General features: G+C 72.8%; 20 protein-coding genes and 1 tRNA gene. 12 read left to right on the forward strand and 9 right to left on the reverse strand.

Translation table 11 applies throughout. The features are described 5' to 3' along the window. The 4 genes from rpsN to ACY3FI_RS01945 all read left to right on the forward strand — a co-directional run bounded on the left by rpsN (position 1) and on the right by ACY3FI_RS01945 (position 4465). Complete coding sequence (rpsN, locus tag ACY3FI_RS01930; RefSeq protein ID WP_071293225.1) at positions 1–306, forward strand: 30S ribosomal protein S14; 306 nt, start codon at positions 1–3, stop codon at positions 304–306. A 276-nt stretch (positions 307–582) separates the two neighbouring features. Then, positions 583–870, forward strand: coding sequence for an HU family DNA-binding protein (locus ACY3FI_RS01935; RefSeq protein ID WP_462549046.1), 288 nt, complete (start codon positions 583–585; stop codon positions 868–870). A gap of 194 nt (positions 871–1064) precedes the next feature. Beyond that, positions 1065–3152, forward strand: a complete 2088-nt coding sequence (locus tag ACY3FI_RS01940) for a bifunctional copper resistance protein CopD/cytochrome c oxidase assembly protein (protein WP_462549047.1) — start codon at positions 1065–1067, stop codon at positions 3150–3152. Then, positions 3149–4465, forward strand: coding sequence for an ATP-dependent DNA helicase (locus ACY3FI_RS01945; RefSeq protein ID WP_462549048.1), 1317 nt, complete (start codon positions 3149–3151; stop codon positions 4463–4465). The genes ACY3FI_RS01940 and ACY3FI_RS01945 overlap by 4 nt, the downstream gene beginning before the upstream one ends. A 303-nt stretch (positions 4466–4768) precedes the next feature. Here the strand turns inward: ACY3FI_RS01945 and ACY3FI_RS01950 are convergent, their stop codons facing one another. Next, entirely contained in the window at positions 4769–5290 is a 522-nt protein-coding gene (locus ACY3FI_RS01950) for a DUF4383 domain-containing protein (protein WP_462549049.1), read from the reverse strand. A gap of 169 nt (positions 5291–5459) precedes the next feature. On the opposite strand from ACY3FI_RS01950, the gene ACY3FI_RS01955 reads away from it, so the two are divergent. Continuing rightward, a complete protein-coding gene (locus tag ACY3FI_RS01955) occupies positions 5460–6362 on the forward strand; it encodes a phosphatase PAP2 family protein (RefSeq protein ID WP_462549050.1) in 903 nt (300 codons plus the stop codon). A gap of 95 nt (positions 6363–6457) precedes the next feature. Then, the gene (locus ACY3FI_RS01960; protein ID WP_462549051.1) at positions 6458–7597 is read left to right on the forward strand and encodes a CE1758 family FMN-dependent luciferase-like monooxygenase; all 1140 of its coding nucleotides are present in this window, start codon (positions 6458–6460) and stop codon (positions 7595–7597) included. Positions 7598–7688: 91 nt separating this feature from the next. On the opposite strand, the gene ACY3FI_RS01965 is transcribed toward ACY3FI_RS01960, so the two are convergent. Together ACY3FI_RS01965 and ACY3FI_RS01970 are read right to left on the reverse strand one after the other, a co-directional pair. Then, a complete protein-coding gene (locus ACY3FI_RS01965) occupies positions 7689–8060 on the reverse strand; it encodes a DMT family transporter (protein WP_462549052.1) in 372 nt (123 codons plus the stop codon). A gap of 1 nt (position 8061) precedes the next feature. Further along, the gene (locus tag ACY3FI_RS01970) at positions 8062–8376 is read right to left on the reverse strand and encodes a DMT family transporter (RefSeq protein WP_462549053.1); all 315 of its coding nucleotides are present in this window, start codon (positions 8374–8376) and stop codon (positions 8062–8064) included. Between the two features lie 97 nt (positions 8377–8473). Here ACY3FI_RS01970 and ACY3FI_RS01975 point away from each other — a divergent pair, with 97 nt between their 5' ends. From ACY3FI_RS01975 to ACY3FI_RS01990, 4 genes are all read left to right on the forward strand, one after another. Further along, positions 8474–9052, forward strand: a complete 579-nt coding sequence (locus ACY3FI_RS01975; protein ID WP_462549054.1) for a TetR/AcrR family transcriptional regulator — start codon at positions 8474–8476, stop codon at positions 9050–9052. Positions 9053–9115: 63 nt separating this feature from the next. Further along, on the forward strand, positions 9116–10129 hold the full coding sequence (locus ACY3FI_RS01980; protein ID WP_462549055.1) for a permease: 1014 nt from the start codon (positions 9116–9118) through the stop codon (positions 10127–10129). Next, the gene (locus ACY3FI_RS01985; protein ID WP_462549056.1) at positions 10116–10925 is read left to right on the forward strand and encodes a TIGR03943 family putative permease subunit; all 810 of its coding nucleotides are present in this window, start codon (positions 10116–10118) and stop codon (positions 10923–10925) included. The genes ACY3FI_RS01980 and ACY3FI_RS01985 overlap by 14 nt, the downstream gene beginning before the upstream one ends. Next, positions 10915–12327, forward strand: a complete 1413-nt coding sequence (locus tag ACY3FI_RS01990) for a hypothetical protein (protein ID WP_462549057.1) — start codon at positions 10915–10917, stop codon at positions 12325–12327. Before ACY3FI_RS01985 ends, ACY3FI_RS01990 begins: the two co-directional genes overlap by 11 nt. Positions 12328–12349: 22 nt before the next feature. On the opposite strand, the gene ACY3FI_RS01995 is transcribed toward ACY3FI_RS01990, so the two are convergent. The 6 genes from ACY3FI_RS01995 to ACY3FI_RS02020 form a co-directional block, all read right to left on the reverse strand. Continuing rightward, positions 12350–13306, reverse strand: coding sequence for a helix-turn-helix transcriptional regulator (locus ACY3FI_RS01995; protein ID WP_462549058.1), 957 nt, complete (start codon positions 13304–13306; stop codon positions 12350–12352). Positions 13307–13504: 198 nt separating this feature from the next. After that, positions 13505–14551, reverse strand: a complete 1047-nt coding sequence (locus tag ACY3FI_RS02000; RefSeq protein WP_462549059.1) for an NAD(P)-dependent alcohol dehydrogenase — start codon at positions 14549–14551, stop codon at positions 13505–13507. A 158-nt stretch (positions 14552–14709) separates the two neighbouring features. Beyond that, positions 14710–15750 (reverse strand): glycerate kinase, encoded by a 1041-nt coding sequence (locus ACY3FI_RS02005; protein ID WP_462549060.1) that lies wholly within the window; start codon positions 15748–15750, stop codon positions 14710–14712. Between the two features lie 77 nt (positions 15751–15827). Further along, positions 15828–17021 carry an FAD-dependent oxidoreductase gene (locus tag ACY3FI_RS02010; protein WP_462549061.1) on the reverse strand — a complete coding sequence of 398 codons (1194 nt, stop codon included), beginning with the start codon at positions 17019–17021 and terminating at the stop codon, positions 15828–15830. 53 nt (positions 17022–17074) lie between these two features. Further along, positions 17075–18028, reverse strand: a complete 954-nt coding sequence (bla, locus tag ACY3FI_RS02015; RefSeq protein ID WP_462549062.1) for a class A beta-lactamase — start codon at positions 18026–18028, stop codon at positions 17075–17077. 21 nt (positions 18029–18049) lie between these two features. After that, a tRNA-Gly gene (locus ACY3FI_RS02020) sits at positions 18050–18120 on the reverse strand. A 168-nt stretch (positions 18121–18288) separates the two neighbouring features. Between ACY3FI_RS02020 and ACY3FI_RS02025 the strand changes: the two genes are divergently transcribed. Then, a complete protein-coding gene (locus tag ACY3FI_RS02025) occupies positions 18289–19359 on the forward strand; it encodes a DUF6177 family protein (protein ID WP_462549063.1) in 1071 nt (356 codons plus the stop codon). Then, entirely contained in the window at positions 19349–19696 is a 348-nt protein-coding gene (locus tag ACY3FI_RS02030; RefSeq protein WP_462549064.1) for a hypothetical protein, read from the forward strand. The genes ACY3FI_RS02025 and ACY3FI_RS02030 overlap by 11 nt, the downstream gene beginning before the upstream one ends. The last annotated feature ends 51 nt before the right edge of the window (positions 19697–19747 follow it).

A 19747-nucleotide genomic window follows, 5' to 3' on the forward strand; every position in this document is an offset into this window, starting at 1 on the left:
ATGGCGAAGAAGAGCAAGATCGCGAAGAACAACCAGCGTGCGGTCATCATCGCGCGCTACGCCGAGCGTCGTCTCGAGCTGAAGAAGGCCCTCGTGGACCCGAACGGCACCGACGAGTCGCGTGAGGCCGCCCGTGTCGGTCTGCAGAAGCTCCCGCGCGACGCGTCGCCGGTCCGCTACCGCAACCGCGACGCCATCGACGGCCGCCCCCGTGGCCACCTCGGTGAGTTCGGCATCAGCCGTGTCCGCTTCCGCGACATGGCCCACCGTGGCGAGCTGCCGGGCATCACGAAGAGCTCCTGGTAAGCAACCGCTTCCCCGAACGCCCCGTCACCGCATGGTGACGGGGCGTCCGTCGTTTCGGGGGACATCGGTGTCACATCGGTCACATCTGCCCCGCTGATACCCCGACAACCCCGGAAATCCGGGCGAGTCGGTCCGGTTCGTCCCCTGTGGCTGGTACGTTCGTGTCCGGTTCCGCCGGGCTGACCGCCCACCGGCACCAGGCACGGGGCATCCGCTCCGGGCGCCGGGCGAGAAGTCGTCCGACCGATACTGCAACCCAGTCCGAGGAGGACATCCATGGCTGACAAGTCCCTGAACCGCACCGAGCTCGTCGCTGCCGTCGCCGCTGAGTCCGGCCAGAGCCAGGCCACCGTCAACGGCGTCGTCGACGCGCTCTTCTCCGTCGTCTCGAACTCCGTGTCGGACGGCACCAAGGTCACCATCCCCGGCTGGATCGCCTTCGAGAAGACCCACCGCGCCGCCCGCACCGGCCGCAACCCGCAGACGGGTGAGGCCATCGAGATCGCCGCGAGCGACTCGGTCAAGGTCAGCGCCGGCTCCAAGCTGAAGGCTGCCGTCAAGTAAGACGGTCTCCGCACGACGAGAGGGACGGCTCCGGCCGTCCCTCTCGTCGTTCCGCCGGCGTCCGTCCGGTACACGGCAGCGGTCTGGAGGCGCGGATCACCGCCGCCTCGACCGCCCACCCCACACAGGCGCCGGCCTCTCCACAGGCTCGGCTCGATTCCCGCACGGCACCGGGCAGCGCCTAGGCTTGACGGGTGAACCGGATCGCGCGCATCGCCGGCCCCGCCGTGCTGCTGCTCGCCGGGTTCGTGTCGCTCCTGGTCGCGCTCGTCGTCGGTGGTGGCGCGGACGCGGCGCTGATCGCCGACCCGGGCGCGGTCGTGCGCTTCGGGCTGCCGATCGCGCGTCTCGTCGTCGACCTCGCGGCCTCGGCCACCATCGGCGGGCTCGCCCTCGCGACCGTCGGGCTGTCGCGCAGCAGACCCGAGTGGAACCGCGCGATCGACATCGCCGCAGGCGCGGCCGGTGTCTGGACCGTCGCGGCCGCCGTGTCCACGTTCTTCACGTTCCTCAGCGTCGCCGGGTCCCGGATCAGCATCGACGAGCAGTTCGGCCAGTCGATGGGGGTCTTCCTGACCGGCACGGACCTCGGGCTCGCCTGGCTCGTGACGGTGCTCGTCGCCGCGGCGGTCACGGTGCTCTGCTTCGCGGTGCGGGGGCGCGGCATGGTCGCGGTCACCACCGGGGTCGCGCTCATCGGGCTGCTCCCGCTCGCGCAGCAGGGGCACGCCGCCGGGACGGCCAGCCACGACGCCGCCGTGACCGCACTCGGCCTGCACCTGGTCGGCGCGGCGCTGTGGGTCGGCGGGCTCGTCGTGCTCGTGCTCCTGCGGCCCGTCCTCCGCGGGGACCGCCTCGCGGTCGTCGTCGGACGGTACTCGAGCGTGGCGCTCGGCTGCTTCGTGCTCGTGTCCGTCTCGGGCATCGCCTCCGCCCAGGTCCGGGTCGGCGCACTGTCGAACCTCTTCACGCCGTACGGTGTGCTCGTCCTCGTGAAGATCGCGGCGATCGTCGCGATCGGCGTCATCGGCGTGGTCCACCGGCGGACGGCGATCGCCGCGCTCCGCACCGCTCCCGAGCGCCGGCGACCGTTCTGGCTGCTCGTGCTGGTGGAGCTCGCCGTGATGGGCGTGGCGAGCGGCTTCGCGGCGGCTCTCGGTCGGACAGCGACCCCGGTCGACCAGGTCGCGCTGAGCAAGACCACCTCGCCGTCCCCGGCGGAGCTCCTCACCGACGACCGCCTGCCGCGCGACCCGGGCGCCTGGGGCTGGCTGACGCAGTGGAACATCGATCTGTTCTGGCTCATGGCGGTCGTGCTGTTCGCCGCCGCGTACGCCGCCGGGGTCGTGCGACTCCGACGTCGGGGCGAGTCGTGGCCGGTGCGCCGCAGCATCGCCGCCGTGCTGGCGCTGGCCACGCTCGTCGTGGTGACCTCGGGTTCGCTGCACACCTACGACCGCTTCCTCGTCTCGGCGAACGTCGGCGCGCACGTGCTGCTCGGCCTCGTCGTGCCCGCACTCGTGTGGGCGGCGGCTCCGGTGCAGCTCGTCCTCCGGGCCGTGCACCGGCGCGACGACGACAGCACCGGCGTCCGCGAGTGGACGGCGATCCTCGTCGGCAACCCCGTCACGCGGTACCTCGCGCAGCCCTTCCCCGCGTTCGTGCTCCTCGCCGCGATCTGGTGGGCGTTCTTCGTGACCGACGCCGTGCGCTGGTCGATCAGCGACCCGATCGGCCGCACGGTGCTCGACGCGGTGTTCCTGCTCGTCGGGCTCCTGGCGCTGCCGACGCTCCTGACACCGGTGGCTGCCGGAGCGCGCCGGGCCTCGTCGGCGGCCGCGCTCGTCCGGGTCGCGGGTGCGGTCGTGGTGGCCGCAGGAGCGCTGTCGCTCGGCATCGCGATGCAGGGGCCGCTCGGGTTGCTGCAGGCCTCGTGGTACGGCGCGATGGGGCGGACGTGGGGACCGGACCCGCTCGTCGACCAGGGCCGCGCGGGCATCGTGCTGATCGTGGCCGGGGTGGCGTTGCTCGCGACCGTCGTCGTGGTCGTGCTGGTCCGGCTGCGCCGCGACGCCGACGACGGCCGCGCTCCCCAACCCGCTGACCGCGCGGCGTCGCACCCCGCTGGAGACGTCGCACCCGCGCACACCGGGGTGCGGCGTCCGGAACGGGGTGCGACCACGACGGCCGGCGGTGGCGACGCGGTGTCCGGCGGCGACGCGGCGGAGGCGATCCGCGCCTCCGGGCCGACCGGGCCCGACCACGGGGCGGGCGCGCGATGAGCGTCGAGCTGAGCGCCGAGCAGCGTGCGGTCTTCGAGTACATCGAGCACACCCGTGACCACGTGTTCATCACCGGTCGGGCCGGCACGGGCAAGTCGACCCTGCTCAACCACCTGTCGTGGAACACTGAGAAGCAGGTCGTCATCTGCGCGCCCACCGGTGTCGCCGCGCTGAACGTCGGCGGGCAGACGATCCACTCGTTGTTCCGGCTGCCGATCGGCCTCATCGCCGATGCCGAGTTGCGGCAGGGTCCGGAGACCCGGAAGCTCCTCAACACGATCGACACCCTCGTGATCGACGAGGTCTCGATGGTGAACGCCGACCTCCTCGACGCGATGGACCGCTCGCTCCGGAAGGCCCGCGGACGGCAGTTCGAGGCGTTCGGTGGCGTGCAGGTCGTCATGTTCGGTGACCCGTACCAGCTGCCGCCGGTGCCGGGCGACGGGGACGAGCGCGCGTACTTCACCGACCACTACCGCTCGATGTGGTTCTTCGACGCGAAGGTCTGGCTCGATGCCGAGCTGCACATCATCGAGCTCGCGAAGGTGCACCGGCAGCGTGACGACGCCTTCGCCGCCATGCTCACCGCGGTGCGGCACGGCCGGGTGACGGCGGACGTCGCCGGTCAGCTCAACGCCGCCGGTGCCCGACCGGCGCCCGACGACGCCATCACCCTCGCCACCCGGAACGACACCGTGGCGCGGATCAACAAGGCGGCGCTCGAGCGGCTGCCCGGCAAGGTGAAGACCGCACGGGCAGACGTCAACGGTGACTTCGGTGGGCGGAACTTCCCCGCCGACGAGGCCCTCGAACTGAAGCCGGGCGCGCACGTGATGTTCCTCCGCAACGACCCGGACCAGCGATGGGTGAACGGCACGCTCGGCATCGTGACGACCATCCGCGACACCGTGTGGGTCGACGTCGACGGGGAGTCCTTCGAGGTGCAGCCGTCGGTGTGGGAGAAGTTCAAGTACTCCTACGACCCCGACAAGAAGGAGCTCAAGAAGGACACCGTCGGGGAGTTCCAGCAGTTCCCGCTGCGCCTCGCCTGGGCGGTCACGATCCACAAGTCGCAGGGCAGCACGTACGACCGAGCCGTCGTGGACCTCGGCAACCGGGTGTTCAGCGCCGGGCAGACGTACGTGGCGCTCTCGCGGCTGACCTCGCTCGAGGGGCTGTACCTGACCCGGCCGCTGCGGCCGCAGGACATCATCGTGGACCTCGACGTGCGGCGGTTCATGTCCGAGGCGCCCCGGATCGTGGCGACCGAGCTCGAGGCAGCGCGGGGCGACGGGGCGTCCGCGGAGGACTGACCCTCTGGCGCGACGGACGGATCCGGTTGGCTGGCTGCCGCGTGCCCCCGAGCGTGCACGATCTGTCACGCTCGCCGCGCTCCTGCGACGGATCCTGCCCGCGCCCGACACGTGAGCGGCATGTCTCGCCCGCTCGACGCGGCCCCGCGGCCGGCGGCCCTCCGCCCCGCGGCCCGCGGCCCGCGCCCCTCCGCCCGCGCCCCGCGACGCCGCGGTGCCCGGCTCCGCCGCATGGCACCCCGGACACGACGATGCCCCGCCGGCCGGGGCCGACGGGGCATCGTGGACGCGTGAGCGCGCAGGTCAGACGTGCAGCGACTGCGCCCGGATCGCGCGGATGTTCTCCTTGTCGGCACCGAGCGCCGTCAGGAGCAGCAGCACGCCGACGATCGCGTGGAAGACGTTGTCCGTCGTGTTGAGCGCGAAGACGTTCGCCGAGGTGTCCACGAACACGAAGCCGTACACCGCGAACACCACGAGCGCGGCGCCCACGAGCAGGTTCACGTTGCGCGAGCCGATGGTGTTGCCGAGCCCGACGAGGAGCAGGGCGGCGGCGAGCAGCACCCAGAGGAGCGAGAGCGCCGGGTTCACGCCGAACGCGTTCCACAGCATGCCGCCACGGCGGTTGAAGAAGCCGGGGTCGCCGTCGGCGGCGAGGAAGAAGCCGAGGAAGCCCCAGATGACCAGCACGGTCCCCGCGGTCAGCGCGAGGCCGCGGTTCGGGGAACGGGTGATGCTCGGTTCCTTGATGGCCACTTCGGTCTCCTCCTCGTACGCTGTCGACGCGCCGTGCGTCGACTCGGCGATGTGCGCGGGTGTGGTCACCCGTGCGAGGCCGGTCGACCCAGCGGACCCGAAGGCCGCGGTCCCGCGGTTCACAGGCTGCGACCGGCGGTCCAACGGTATCGTGTCGGACCCCGAGCGTCCGAATCGTCCGCGCGTGACGAAGGCGACGACGGACCCGACGACCAGCAGCCCGAGGAGGACCAGTCCGGTGATCCGCACACCCGACCGCACGCCGCCGGACTCGCGTGGTCCGAGCGTCTCGAGTCGGTTGCGGTGGGCGCTGTTGGCGGCTCTGGGGTTCGTGATCGTGCCTCTCGTCTACGCGGCGGCGGTGCTGACGCCGATGGGACAGCGGGTGGAGGACGCCGCGCTCGGCGGTGTCCGCGAGTCCGACCTGTTCGGGTCGGACACCGCGCTCAACGTCATCTCGGTGCCGGTGATCCTGTTGCTCGTGGTCGTGATCGTCGCCGTGGCGTTCGCCAGACGACGGCTCGCGGTGGGGCTCGGTGCGGGTGTCGTGGTGCTCGCGTCGGCGGCCACCTCGACGCTAGTCAAGCGTATCGCCGAGCGCCCGGAGATCGCCCAGTCGACGACGCCGAACTCCTTCCCGTCGGGGCACGCGACGATCGCCCTCGCCGCGCTGTTCGCCGTCCTGCTCGTGACCCCGCGTCGATGGCGGCCGGTCGTGACGCTCGTCGGCGCCGCCTACGCGGTGTTCGTGGCGAACCAGACCGTCGTGTACGGATGGCACCGGGTGAGCGACATCGTCGGGGCGTGTGCGATCGCGCTGTTCTGGCTCGGGCTCGTCCGCGCCGTGGGGCCGCGGGTCGACCGGGGTGAGCGCGGCGACCGTGACGGCCGACGCGGACCGCGGCGGGTGGTCACGGCCGTGCTGGTCGTCGCGACGGGTGTGACGTTCCTGGTGGGGGTGGCCGCGCTGGTGTACGGCATGGCGGACGGGTCGCAGGACCACGGCGCGATCCTCGTGGCGGGTCGGATGGCGTCGAGCGCGAGCGTCCTCGCCGTGGTCACCGTGGTGTGGATCGCGGACGGCATGCACCACGCCCCGCGGACCGATCCCCAGGCGATCCCGGCACACGACCGCCCCTGATCCGTCAGCGCCACTGGTGGGAATACCGCCGTCTGCGCTACGTTGTACCGAGCAAGTCGATGCAAACGCATCGAAATGGCGAAGGGCAGCACACCATGCAGTTCGGGATCTTCACCGTCAGTGACGTCACGACGGACCCCACGACCGGGACCACCCCGGACGACACGACACGCGTGAAGGACATCCTCACGATCGCCGAGCACGCCGACCAGGCCGGACTCGACGTCTTCGCCACGGGTGAGCACCACAACCCGCCGTTCGTGGCGTCCAGCCCGACGACGATGCTCGCGTACCTCGCAGCGCGGACGAAGCACATCACCCTGTCCACGAGCACCACCCTGATCACCACGAACGACCCGGTCCGGATCGCCGAGGAGTACGCGATGCTCCAGGTGGTCAGCGACGGCCGCATGGACCTCATGATGGGTCGCGGCAACACGGGCCCGGTGTACCCGTGGTTCGGGCAGGACATCCGCCAGGGGGTGAACCTGGCCATCGAGAACTACGCGCTCGTCCGCCAGCTCTGGGAGAACGACGTCGTGAACTGGCAGGGCAAGTTCCGCACGCCGCTGCAGGGCTTCACCTCGACCCCGCGTCCGCTCGACGGGGTGCCCCCGTTCGTCTGGCACGGTTCGATCCGCACGCCGGAGATCGCCGAGCAGGCCGCGTACTACGGCGACGGCTTCCTGCACAACAACATCTTCTGGCCGATCCAGCACACCGAGCAGATGGTCGGGCTGTACCGCCAGCGCTTCGAGCACTACGGACACGGCCGCGCCGACCAGGCCATCGTCGGCCTCGGTGGCCAGTTCTTCGCGCGGAAGAACTCGCAGGACGCCTGGAACGAGTTCCGCCCGTACTTCGACAACGCCCCGGTCTACGGCCACGGCCCGTCGATGGAGGACTTCACGCAGCAGACCCCGCTGACGGTCGGCTCGCCCCAGCAGGTCATCGACCGGTACGGCGCGATGAAGGACCACGTTGGCCACTACCAGCGCCAGCTATTCCTGGTCGACCACGCGGGTCTCCCGCTGAAGACGGTCCTCGAGCAGATCGACATCCTCGCCGAGGACATCGTCCCCGAGCTGCGCCGCATCAACGAGGAGGGCCGCCCGGCCGACGTGCCGTCGGACCCGCCGTCGCACGCCGACCGCGTGGCCGCCGCGATGGCCGCGGGGACCGCGGGCAGCGACCACGTCGCTGCCGAGGACGAGTGGACCGGCGCGTCTGTCTGAGTCGGTGACCAGGTGACGGACGGGAGGCGCGGTGCCAGCTGGCACCGCGCCTCCCGTCCGTCGTCAGTGCGGCCACCCCGCGACGTATCGCTCAGGCCGAGTCTCGGGAAGCCCTGGCCGAGCCTCGCGCGCTCGCGGCCACCGGCCGCGCCGGCACGAGCTTGAGGCCGACCACGCAGCCGACGATGCCCGCGATGAACAGCACGCGCAGCACGGTGACCGGCTCGGCCCCGGTGGCCATGCCCCAGAGCACGGTGAGCGCGGCGCCGGTACCGGTCCACACGGCGTAGGCCGTGCTGATCGGGATGTGCTTGAGGACGTACCCGAACGCTCCGAGGCTCACGACGATGGTGACCGCGAACACCAGGGTCGGTCCGGGCCGGGTGAACCCGTCGCTCGCGCCGAGGGCGGTCGCCCACACGGTCTCGAGCGCGGCACTGACGAACAACACGACCCAGGGCACGTCAGCTCACCACCTTGAGGCCGACGACGCAGGCCACGAGCCCGAACACGAGGGCGAGGCGAGTGGCCGACGCCGCCTCCTGTCGACGGAGCACCGCGACGACGACCGTCAGCGAGGCGCCGATCCCGACCCACACCGCGTACGCCGTCCCGACCGGGATCTCGCGCATCGCCATGGCGAGCCCGACCATGCTGAGGACCATGCCGGCGACGAACACGACCGTCGGCACCACCTTCTTGAAGCCGTCCGAGGCGCCCAGCGCGGTGGCCCACACCGCTTCGAGGACGCCGGACAGCACGAGGACCACCCAGGCCATCAGGTTCTCCCACCGTTCCGATCAGCAAGTCGCACGACTGTGCGACAACGCCGTCCACGGTAGCACGGCAGTCGCACGGTCGTGCGAGTATGGGGGCATGACCAGGAGCATCGACCTCGAGGGACGGCGTCGGGCGGTGTCCGAGGCGGCCATGCGGGTCCTCGTGCGTGACGGCCTCGCGGCGCTCTCGGTGCGGAACGTGGCGGCCGAGGCAGCGCTGCCCCCGAGCACGGTGCGGTACGTCTTCCCGACGCAGGCGAGCCTCCGCGAGCACACCATCGGGATCGTGTTCGACCGCACGGACGAGCGCATCCGGGCGATCCCGGACGGCCTCGACGCTCGGGAGCGCGCGCACCGGATCGTCCTCGAGCTGCTGCCCCTCGACCACGAGCGCGTCGTCGAGCTCGAGGTGTACCTCGCCCTCGGGACCGCCGCGCTCACCGACCCCGCGCTCCGCCCCGCGGTCGACCGGACCGTCGACGAGATGCGCCGGTGGAGCGAGGAGGTCCTCGACCTGCTCGGCGTGCCGTCGTCCGACCGTGCGTACGAGGCCACGCGGCTGCACGCGCTCGTGGACGGACTCGCGCTGCACGTCGTCCGGCTCGCTCCGGGGGAGTCCGGCGAGTGGGCGACCGCGGTGCTCGACCGGCACCTCGACGGGCTCGCTCGCCGCTGACGCAGTTCGTCGGCACCGGGGCCCACTGCCTGGTTCCGCGCGCGTGTCGCCTATCCTGTCCCGGTGACGAGCGCTCCCACTCGCCCCGTCGCGACGCGCACCCGCACCGGCCCCGGCCTCGTGCTGCTCGCCGTCGCGGCCCTCCTCGCCGTGCGCGTGCTGTCGCCGGCGGTCGGGACGGCGGGGCTGCCGGACGTCGTGCAGGACTTCACCACGCTGGCGATCAGCGTCGTGGTCGAGTCGCTGCCGTTCGTCGTGCTCGGCATCCTGCTGTCGATCGTCGTCGAGGTGTGGGTGCCCGTCGGCGTGCTCGAGAGGGTCCTGCCGCAGCGGCCGGTACCGCGCCGCGCCGTGATCTCCCTCATCGGCATGCTCTTCCCGGTGTGCGAGTGCGGCAACGTCCCGCTCGCCCGAGGTCTCATGCTCCGCGGGTTCACGCCCGCGGAGGCCGTGACCTTCCTCGTCGCCGCCCCGATCCTCAACCCGCTGGTGATCATCAGCACCGCGCAGGCGTTCGGCTGGTCCGGGTGGATCCTGCCGGTCCGGATCGTCGGGGGCTTCGTCGTCGCGAACCTCGTCGGATGGGTCGTCGCCGCGCACCGCCGACCCGCGGAGCTGCTGCTGCCGGCCTTCGAGGCCCGCTGCCGCACGGCCGCCGGGGCACCGCCGGTCCGTGACCGCTGGCGGGAGAGCGCCGCCCAGTTCGGCGGCGAGACCGCGACGATGATGCCCGCGCTCTTCGTCGGTGCCGGACTCGCCGCGGCCATCCAGGTCGCGGTGCCCCGGTCGGCGCTCGTGTCCGTCGGGGCGAACCCGGTGCTGTCCGTCGCGGCGATGATGCTGCTCGCGATGACGATCTCGCTGTGCTCGAACGTCGACGCGTTCTTCGCGCTGTCGTTCGCGTCGACGTTCCTGCCGGGGTCGATCACCGCCTTCCTGATCATCGGGCCGATCATCGACGTCAAGATGATCGCCCTGCTCCGGACGACGTTCCGCGCCCGGTTCCTGGTGCTCCTCGCCGTCGTCTGCGTCCTGTTCGCCGCCACCGTGGGACTGGTGATGAATGTCCTCGTCTGAATCGCGCGCCGCGTCGTACCTCGGCCTCGGGTCGGTGCTCGCGGTCGCGCTGTGCACCCTGTGGCTCGCGGTGGTCGGGCACCTCGACCTCTACATCAACCCGCGCTACGCGGTGTTCACGATCGTGCTGGCGGCGCTCGCCGTACCCGCCGCGCTCGCCGGCCTGGTGGTCCTCGGTGGGGGTCACGCGCACACGCACGACCACGCCGGGCCGGACGACGGGCCGGACCACGCCGGGCTGGACCGCGCCGGGCGGGCGCGGACCCGGCGCGTCGCGCGGACCACGCTCGCCAGCGCCGCGGCACTGGTCACGGTCGGTGTCACCGTCGCCATGCTCGTCCTGCCCCCGACCACGCTCTCCGCCCGCACCGCCCAGCAGCGCAGCGTGGACTCACCGACGCTGTCGAACGCCACGGGGTCCGGCCCGGTGGCGCTGCTCGGCGGTGCGGACGTCGACACGTCCGAGTACGGCGTGAAGGACTGGGCGGCGCTCATCCGGCAGACCACCGACACGTCGGCCCTGGTGGGGGAGCGCGTGCGCTTGACCGGGTTCGTCGTGCCGGGGTCGGACGGCACCTTCACCCTCACCAGGTTCGTCATCAGCTGCTGCGCCGTCGACGCGCAGCCGGTGGGCCTCGGCGTGGTCACCGACGGAACGGTGCCGGACGAGGGGCGGTGGGTCCGTGTCACCGGCGCCGTCGCGGCGAACCCGGACCAGACCGCGAGTGCCCGGCTCGTGGTCCGCGCGGCCACCGTCCGGACCATCGAGCAGCCGAGCGACCCGTATGAGTACTGAGCCCGAGCAGCAGCAGCGTCGACGGCGACCGGACCGGTTCCGCCGCCGGTTCACCGCGACCGTCCTCGTCCTGGTGCTCGTCGGCGCGGTCGCCGCGGTCGTGGGCTCCGGGCAGGGGCCCCGGCTGCGGGACGTGTCGTACGACGCCACCGGTCTGGTGTCGCGGCCGGCGCAGCGCGTCGTCCTCACCGCGAACCAGGCCCTCGACCGGGTCTCGGCCGAGGACGTCCGGGTCACCCCCGCCGCCGCCCACACGGTCACGGCGAGCGGCAACACCATCGCCGTCGAGTTCGCCGGACCGCTGGCGTACGACCGGGCGTACGAGATCACCGTGTCCGACGTCCGGGCCCCGGGGCAGCGGGCGACCTCGCAGCTGCGCGCAGCGATCCGCACCGGCAGCACGGACGTCCTCGCCCTCGTCCCGGGCGCCGGCGGTGCGGCGGACCGGATCGTCCGCCGCTCGCTCGACGCCGGTGGGGTCCGCACCGTGTACTCGGCGCGCGGCATCACCGAGTACGCACCGCTCGGTCGGTCCCTCGTCGTGGTGAGCGGCTCGGACGGACGATCAGCGGTCGACATCGTGCCCCTCGCCGGCGGTGTGCAGGACGACGGCGTCGAGGTCGAGCACCTCACCCTGCCGACCGCCGCCGGCCGGGTCACGGCGCTGCACACCGCCGACGACGGGTCGTCGTTCGGGTTCGAGTACGCGGACACCGCCACCGGGCAGTCGCGGAACGTCGGGCTGTACGTCGTGGACATGACGGGCACGCACATGCCGACGGCCATCGACGCGCAGGGGAAGCCGGAGATCGGCGCCGAACCGCTGTCCGTCGGGCAGTGGGCGTACGTCCCCCGCACCGAGCGCGCCCTCGTCCGGACCGGCACGGACGACCTCGTGCTCGTCGACATGAGCGGTCGGACCGACGCGGTGCGGCTCGGCAGCGCCACCTTCCTGCACGGGTTCGTCGGCACCGGCACGACCGCGGTCGTGGAGTCCGGCACCGGCATCGTGCAGCTCGACCTCACCGACGGCCGGCGGACCCCGATCGTCGCCCCGCCGGGCAGCACCGAGGCGCCGTACCTCGGGCGGATCGCCCAGTTGACGGCGGACAGCTACCTGCGTGTGGTGGGGGAGGTGCGGTCGGACGGCACCCTCGCCCAACGCATCGTGCGTGTGCAGGGGAGTCGCGCCTCCCGGCTGTCGGTCGCGGTGCCGTCGGACGCCAGTGTGACCGCGGTCTGCCCCTCGCCGAACGGTGAGTTCGCCGCCGTCACGACGACCTCGGGCAGCTCGACGCTCGTCAGCATCGTCGACGCGACCTCCGGGGCGCTCGAAGCGAGCGTCGACGCGGTCGGCGTCGACTGGTGCGGGGCCCTGCCGTCCGGCGACGAGATCGGCTGACGGCCGGCGGCGGCGGGGTCCGTCAGCGTCGCAGCGTCTGCTTCGGGTACTCGCCGAACCGCCGCAGGTACTCGCCGGAGAACCGACCCATGTGGGTGAAGCCCCACCGCGCGGCGACGTCCGCCACCGTGACGCTGCCGGGCTCGGCGCGACGGAGGTCCTCGTGCGCGCGCCGCAACCGGACCTCGCGCAGGTACTGCATCGGCGTCCGGTCGAGGGAGCGCTGGAACGCCTCCTGCAGCCCGCGCACGCTGAGGTCGGCCGCACGCGCGACGTCGGACACGGTGACCGGCTCGTGCGCGTGCGCGTGGATGTACTCCACGGCGCCGCGGACGCGGGCGTTGCGGTGCTCGCCCCATCCGGCGGGGGCCGCCTCGGAGCGGAACCGGTAGAGGTCGAGGAGCGCCCGTGCCGTCTCGCGCTGGGCCTCGTGCCACGCCAACGACTCGACGCCGTCGGTGCGCAGGGCACGGACGGCGTCGACGACGGCCCCCCGCCACCGCACGACGGCATCGGCGCTCGGCGGCGTGAACCGGTCGAAGGCCACCGAGCCGTCCACGATGTACCGCTCGGAGGCGACGTCGAGCACCAGGTCGCGGTCCAGGTGCACGAGCCGCTGGTCCCAGTCGCGGTAGTCCATGTCGAACCGCTGCTCGATCGGGAACAGCGTCGGGACGCCCGGCTGCATGCGGATCGCGTCACGTCCGACGTCGACCGTCGCGGTTCCGGAGTCGATCCACTGGACGACGACCTCGCCCTCGACGGCGACGTCGCCGCGGAGCGTGCCGTGCATCTGGGAGCGGCGGATGCTCATGCCCTGGTCGCCGATCCCGACGTAGCGGTACCAGAAGTCGTCGTCGGAGCGTGCCGAGTGCCACGTACGGCCGGCGTACATCCCGGCGAGGTCGGTGATCGCGGCATCCGTGTCGGTGCCGGACACCGACACGAGGGCGGATCCCTCGGCGGGTGTGTTGCTCATCCACCAAGCCTCTCGCGTCGGGTCGGCGGGCGACAGGCGGCTGCGCGCGTCGGATCGCCGCGTCGCGTTCCGGGGACAAGGGGAGACGGACGGGAGGCGCGGGGCGGGGCCGCTCCGCGCCTCCAGTGCGTCAGGTGCGCGCGCTGGTGCTCGCGCTGGTGCGCGAGCATGAGCGGCTCGCGCTGGTGCGCGAGCCGCTCAGGCGAACGTCGCCGCGTCGATGACGAAGCGGTACCGGACGTCCGAGGCGAGCACGCGCTCGTACGCCTCGTTGATCCGGTCGGCGCTGATGAGCTCGGTCTCCGGCAGGATGCCGTGCTCGGCGCAGAAGTCCAGCATCTCCTGCGTCTCCGCGATGCCGCCGATGGCCGAACCGGCCCAGCTGAGCCGACGCGGGATCAGCGCGAACGCGGGGACCTCGAGCGGCTCGGACGGGGCACCGACGTTGACGAGCGTGCCGTCGACCTTGAGCAGGCCGAGGTAGGACGCCATCGGGATCTTCGCCGAGACCGTGTTGATGATGAGCTCGAACGAGTTCGCGAGCTGCTCGAACGTCGCCGGGTCCTTCGTCGCGTGGTGGGCCTTCGCGCCGTAGCGGAGCGAGTCCTCCTGCTTCGAGGTGGTCTGCGACAGCACCGTGACCTCGGCGCCGAGCGCGACGGCGATCTTCACCGCCATGTGACCGAGACCGCCCATGCCGATGACGGCGACCTTCGAGCCGGGGCCGACCTTCCAGTGGTGCAGCGGCGAGTAGGTGGTGATGCCGGCGCAGAGCAGCGGCGCGACCTTCTCGATGTCGAGCGACTCCGGCACGCGGAGCACGAAGTCCTCGTTCACGACGACGGCCTCGGAGTAGCCGCCCTGGGTGACGGACCCGTCGGCGGGGTCGATGCCCGCGTAGGTCTGGATGTTGCCCTTCAGGCAGTACTGCTCCTGGCCGGCGAGGCACTGCTCGCACTCGCCGCAGGAGTTGACCATGCAGCCGACGCCGACCCGGTCGCCGACCTGGTGCTTGGTGACGTCGCTGCCGACGGCGGAGACGTGTCCGACGATCTCGTGGCCGACGACCTGGGGGTACTGGATCGGGCCCCACTCACCGCGGACGGTGTGGATGTCGGAGTGGCAGATGCCGGCGTATGCGATGTCGATCTCGACGTCGTTCGGGCCGAGGTCGCGGCGGGTGATGGTGGTCTTGACGAGCGGCTCGGTGGCGGACGGTGCCGCGTACGCGTTGACGGTGCGCAAGGGTCTCCTCGGGGTCGGTGCTCGGGCCGGGTGCGGCCCGCATTCGATGATGGACGCCCGGTCGGCCCGGTGGGAGGTTGCGATGGTGCTCCCCTCGACTTGCGGGGAGCGCGACCGTCGTTCCGGTCGCCGTCCGGTCTCGTCCGGGACCCAGCCGCTCAGGCCAGGCGCGCCAACCGCTCCCCGGCGATGCGCGCGAACCGCAGCGGGTCCCGGAGCGCGTCGTCCGGCTCGCCCGTCGTCTGCGTCGCGATCACCGTGAGTGACGCCGCCGCCGCGAAGTCGTCGAGCGGCGCGGCCACCTCGCCGGCGACCAACACCGAGCGGGCGTCCGGTGCGTGTCGACGCACGAGCTCCCGGACGACGACCGGCACCTTGCCCGCCGCCGACTGCCCGTCGAACCGCCCCTCGCCCGTGACCACGACGTCCGCAGCCGCGAGGACGGCCGGCAGCCCGAGCAGGTCGGCGAGTGCCGTGGCTCCCGGCACGAGCGTCGCACCCCAGGCGAGGAGCCCGAACCCGACCCCGCCGGCGGCCCCCGCCCCCGGTGTCGCCGGGTCCACCCCGGGGAACCGTGCGGCCCACTCGGTCAGGCGGGCGTCGACGTCGGCGACGCGGTCGGCGGTGATGCCCTTCTGCGGCCCGAACACCGCGGCGGCGCCCGCCGGCCCGGTCAGCGGCGCCGTGACGTCCGTGAGCACGGTCACCCCGAGGAGCGGCAGCGGACGGAGGTGCCCCGCGTCGCCGTCGTACCCGAGCGCCTCGAGCACCGGCCGCCCGCCGTCCGTGGAGGCACTCTCGCCGATGCCGAGGACGAGCCCGGTGGCCCCCGCGTCGAGCGCAGCGGCGATCGCCTCGCCGAAGCCCCTGCTCGTCGCCGTGTCCGGCAGCAATTCGCCGTCGAGCAGCGGGAGGCCGCTCGTCGCCGCGAGCTCGACGACCGCTCGGCCGTCGGGCAGCCGGAGCCACGTGGTCTCGACGGGCCTACCAGCGGGACCCGTCACGGTGACCGGCACCCGTTCTGCGTCGGGGAACACCGTCGCGACGACGTCGAGCGTGCCCTCGCCGCCGTCCGCCATCGGCACGAGGGTCAGGTCGTCCTCGGGGCGCTCGGCGCGCCAGCCCTCGGCGACGGCGGTGGCGACGGCGGCCGCGCTCGCGGTGCCCTTGAACGAGTCGGGAGCGATGACGACGTGCACCCGACCACCGTAACGGGGTGCCGACGACTGCTTCCGCGCGCGCCCGCGCCCGCTGCCGCGCCCGCGCCTGCTCCCGCTCAGGCGGGCGAGGGCGAGGACGAGGACAAGGGCGAGGGCGTGAGCGCGAACCGTGGCACGGGGTCGCCCCCGGTCGCGAGGTCCGCCAGCATCTCCCCGAGCAGCGGCGCGAACTTGAACCCGTGCCCGGAGAACCCGGTCGCGACGGTCAGCGGCCCGCGCCGGTCGAGCACGAAGTCCTCGTCCGGCGTCGTGTCGTAGAGGCAGCTGATGAAGGCCGGTCGTGCGGCGTCGACCCCCGGCACGTACCGCGCGACGTACGCCTGCAGTCGCTCGGCCTCGGCGGGGACCGGCGTGAAGTCGCGCTCGTCCGGGTCGACGACGGGGCCGGTGCCGTGGAAGCCGACCTTCACGCCCTCGCCCGGGGTGAGCAGCCCGTACACGTCGTCGCCGTCGGCCCAGTGCACGAAGCTCGGCCAGGCCTCGTCCGGCAGGTGGCTGGGGAAGTGGGCGGGCTGCTCCTGGGTGACGCGGACGGCCGGGAGGCGCGCCCCGCGTCGCGCGAGCAGCTCGCCCACCAGCGTGGGCGCCCACGACCCCGTGGCCGCCACCACGGACGAGGTGCGGTACGCCGTCGTCGTCCCGTCCGGCCCCGTGGTGCTGACGGTCACCTCCTCGCCGTGGTCGTCGACGGTGGTGACCCTGGTGTCGAAGCGGAGGTCCGCGAGCCCGGTCCGCTCCGCGAGGGACAGGAACACCTCGATCGCCTCGGCGGACCGGATGCGCCCCGCGCTCGCGTGCACCAGGACGTGCCCCTCGAAGGCGATGCCGGGCCAACGGCGCGCAGCGTCGTCCGGCGACGGGGTCTCGAACGGGATGCCCGCGTCGGCGAGGGCCGCAGCGATGGCGTCGACGGCCTCAGGCCGGCCGTGGTCGACGGCACCCGTCCGGTCGATCAGCTGCCGTCCACTCGCCGCCTCGAGCGCCTCCCACAGCGCGAGTGCCCGCGAGGTCAGCGCGACGTACTCGGCGTCCGCGTAGCCCTGCCGGAAGATCCGCGTCGCGCCGTGCGAAGACCCGAGCGCGTGCCCGCGACCGTGTTGCTCGAGCAGCAGGACGCGCTCGCCGCGGGCGGTCAGGGCGTACGCGGTGGCTGCACCGACCACCCCGCCACCGATGACGACGTGCCGGTGGCCCTGCTCACGCTCGCGCTCCTGCTCGCGCGGATGCTCCTGCCCCTGCTCCGGCTCCATCGGACGAGCGTACGGCCTCGAGCGGATCCGACCGGCCCGGGTGACGAACGGAGTCAGTCGGCGAGTGCGTCGAACGCCGCTGCGGCGACCCGGGCCACCAGCGCGTCGTCGTAGGGCACGCCGTCGGCGTTCCTTGTCGTCAGCACCACCAGCACGATCGGGTCGCCGTCCGGTCGGGTGACCCACGCGACGTCGTTCCGGATCCCGCCTGCCCCGCCGGACTTGTCCGCGACCGTCCACCCGGTGGGCGCTCCGGCGCGGACGAGCGCGTCACCGGTGGCGTTCCCGCGCATCCAGTCGAGCAGCGTCGCACGGTCCGCGGCGTCGAGGCCGACGGCTCGTCCGCCGAGCACCGCGCGCAGGTCGGCCGCGAACGCCGCAGCCGTCGTGGTGTCCTCGGTGCTGCCCGCTCGGACGGCGTTCAACGACGGCTCGGTGTGCACCACCTCGGTCGTGGTGTCCCCGAGCCGGGCGAGCCCGGCCTGCAGCGCCGACGGCCCGCCGATGCGGTCGAGCACGAGGTTCATCGCCGTGTTGTCGCTCTCCCGCACGGCCGCCTCCGCGAGCTGCGCCCAGGTCAGGCCGTCTCCCACGTGCCGACTCGTCACGGGGGAGTGGCCGGCGGCGGCGACGTCCTCGGCGGTCCACCGCGCGACCTCGTCCCGCTGCGTGCCCCGCACGGTCCAGAGGAACTCGGCCGCCGCGAACGCCTTGAGCGTCGAGGCGTACCCGAAGCGCCGATCCGCGCGGTACGAGACGGCCCGGCCGGTCCCGGTGTCGATCCCGACCACGCCGATCGTCGCGTCGTACCGCCGTTCGAGCGAGGCCGAGGCAGCGTCGAACGCGGACCGGTCGGCAGCGCTGGTCGTCGGTGTCGACGTCGCGGTCGGAGTCGCGCTGCGGCCCCCGGACGTGCTGTCCGCCTGCCCTGTCGAGCAGCCTGCGAGCGCGAGCACGGCGACGGCACCGACCAGGATCCGCGCGGAGGCGGGACGGAGACGAGGCATGACAGCGACCTGTCGTGAGAGAGCGAGTGACGGGAATCGAACCCGCGCTATCAGCTTGGGAAGCTGAAGTTCTACCATTGAACTACACTCGCGCATCCCGCTCAGCGGGACGGATCAAGCCTAGCGGATTCTCTGCTGGACGCCAGCCGAGTGCCTCCCCGTGTCTCCGCTGTGAGCACGCGACGCTGACGGACAGGTGTCGCCCTCGTGTGTACCGTCCAGGGGGATCCAGCGCCGAAGAACCCCCGAGGAGGACCCGGATGGTCAGGCATCCCCTCATCGATGACGTGATCGGCTCCGCCGTCGTGGTGGACTCCTCCGCGCCGGTGGTGTGGCTGACGGACGCGCTCGCCTCGCTCCTCCGCCGTGCTTCCGAGTCGGGTCGCACCGTCGTGCTCCGCACCGGCCGGGAGGCGGCTCTCACCCCCGCCCTGCGGCACGCGTTGAGTGCACACGCGGCCGCATGGGCCGTGGTTGACCACGACGGCAGCCTGCGCGACGGGCGGACGGGGGTCGCTGCCTCCGGCATCGAGGACTTCGTCCACCGCGGCCCCGAGCTCGTCGGCATGCCGTCGCCCGAGCACGCGGTGTCGAGCGACTCGGTCCGGCAGATCAGCATCGACCTCACCCTCCGGCACCACGCGGCCCGCGCCGTCGACATCGGCTCCGCGATCGAGGCCCTGTGCGACACCGTCGGCACGTGTCCGACGCGCTGGGGCACCGCCGAGCCGCTGACCGTGCCGTGGGACCGCTGGGTCGTGACGCAGTACGCCAAGCACGAGGCGCCCGGCGTCTCCACGTCCTACGCCGTCGGCGAGGGGTTCTCGGCGACCATGACCGCGCACCTGCTCGACGGGGTCGTCGTCGAGACCATGTCGGCCGTGCTGACGGTGCCCGAGGACGGTGCGGACCCGGAGCTCGCGGCACGGCTCCTCGACGCCGTGCACCGCGTGGCCGAGGACGTCGAGCCGGTGTTCGGCGTCGTCATGCAGCGCCGCGGCGACGCAGACCACCTGGTCCGTGCCGTCGCGCACGGCGAGCCGTCCCCGCTCGCGGTCGTCGTCGGCCCGGAGGCATCGACCTTCCTCGACCGCGACGGTGTCTGGCCGCCGCCGCGCACCGCGACGTCGTCCTTCGGCGGCGGCGGACTCGTCGTCCGATTCGAGGACGGCTGGGAGGCGCTCGAGGCCTTCCTCGACCGCATCGACGAGGACCGCTTCCTGCAGCTCGTCGGCGGCGCGCCGCTCGACCCCGCGCACGACGAAGGAGCCCTCGACGGCCACGTCGGCGGTGCCGGCTCCCGCGCGTACGGCGGTCCCGGTGCCCCGTGACGTGACCCTCCTCTGCCGCGGGCCGGTCGAGACGCGGGAGGTCGCCGAGGCGCTGCTCCTGCACGACGAGACCTGGGGTGTGCGGGCGCTCGACGACGGCCCGATGATCCAGGTGTGCCGCGACAGTACGCACCCGGTGATCACCGTGCTCGGCGTCCGCCGCGTGGACTCCCTCGACGAGGTCGAGCGGATCCTGCCGGACGCCCCCCGGGTGCCGACGCCGCTGTGGTGGGTGGACACGGTCACCCCGGCCGGGGCGGACGGCGAGTCCGGGATCTCCGCCGCGCTCAGTGCCGCGATGGACCTCGACGCCGTCTGCATCGTCCACGGCGACTGACACCGCGCGCCCGGTCGTGGCGCTTCCCGGCGAGCGACCCGTGTCGCGTGT

It is taken from the genome of Curtobacterium sp. RM9 (assembly GCF_054956955.1).

Coding starts and splice junctions, on each gene's coding strand:
- ACY3FI_RS01985 (WP_462549056.1), top strand. CDS start 10,116: ATGTCCTCGTCTGAATCGCGCGCCGCGTCGTACCTCGGCCTCGGGTCG.
- ACY3FI_RS01990 (WP_462549057.1), top strand. CDS start 10,915: ATGAGTACTGAGCCCGAGCAGCAGCAGCGTCGACGGCGACCGGACCGG.
- rpsN (WP_071293225.1), top strand. CDS start 1: ATGGCGAAGAAGAGCAAGATCGCGAAGAACAACCAGCGTGCGGTCATC.
- ACY3FI_RS01975 (WP_462549054.1), top strand. CDS start 8,474: ATGACCAGGAGCATCGACCTCGAGGGACGGCGTCGGGCGGTGTCCGAG.
- ACY3FI_RS01945 (WP_462549048.1), top strand. CDS start 3,149: ATGAGCGTCGAGCTGAGCGCCGAGCAGCGTGCGGTCTTCGAGTACATC.
- ACY3FI_RS01995 (WP_462549058.1), bottom strand. CDS start 13,306: ATGAGCAACACACCCGCCGAGGGATCCGCCCTCGTGTCGGTGTCCGGC.
- ACY3FI_RS01960 (WP_462549051.1), top strand. CDS start 6,458: ATGCAGTTCGGGATCTTCACCGTCAGTGACGTCACGACGGACCCCACG.
- ACY3FI_RS01935 (WP_462549046.1), top strand. CDS start 583: ATGGCTGACAAGTCCCTGAACCGCACCGAGCTCGTCGCTGCCGTCGCC.
- ACY3FI_RS02010 (WP_462549061.1), bottom strand. CDS start 17,021: ATGGAGCCGGAGCAGGGGCAGGAGCATCCGCGCGAGCAGGAGCGCGAG.
- ACY3FI_RS02025 (WP_462549063.1), top strand. CDS start 18,289: ATGGTCAGGCATCCCCTCATCGATGACGTGATCGGCTCCGCCGTCGTG.
- bla (WP_462549062.1), bottom strand. CDS start 18,028: ATGCCTCGTCTCCGTCCCGCCTCCGCGCGGATCCTGGTCGGTGCCGTC.
- ACY3FI_RS01970 (WP_462549053.1), bottom strand. CDS start 8,376: ATGGCCTGGGTGGTCCTCGTGCTGTCCGGCGTCCTCGAAGCGGTGTGG.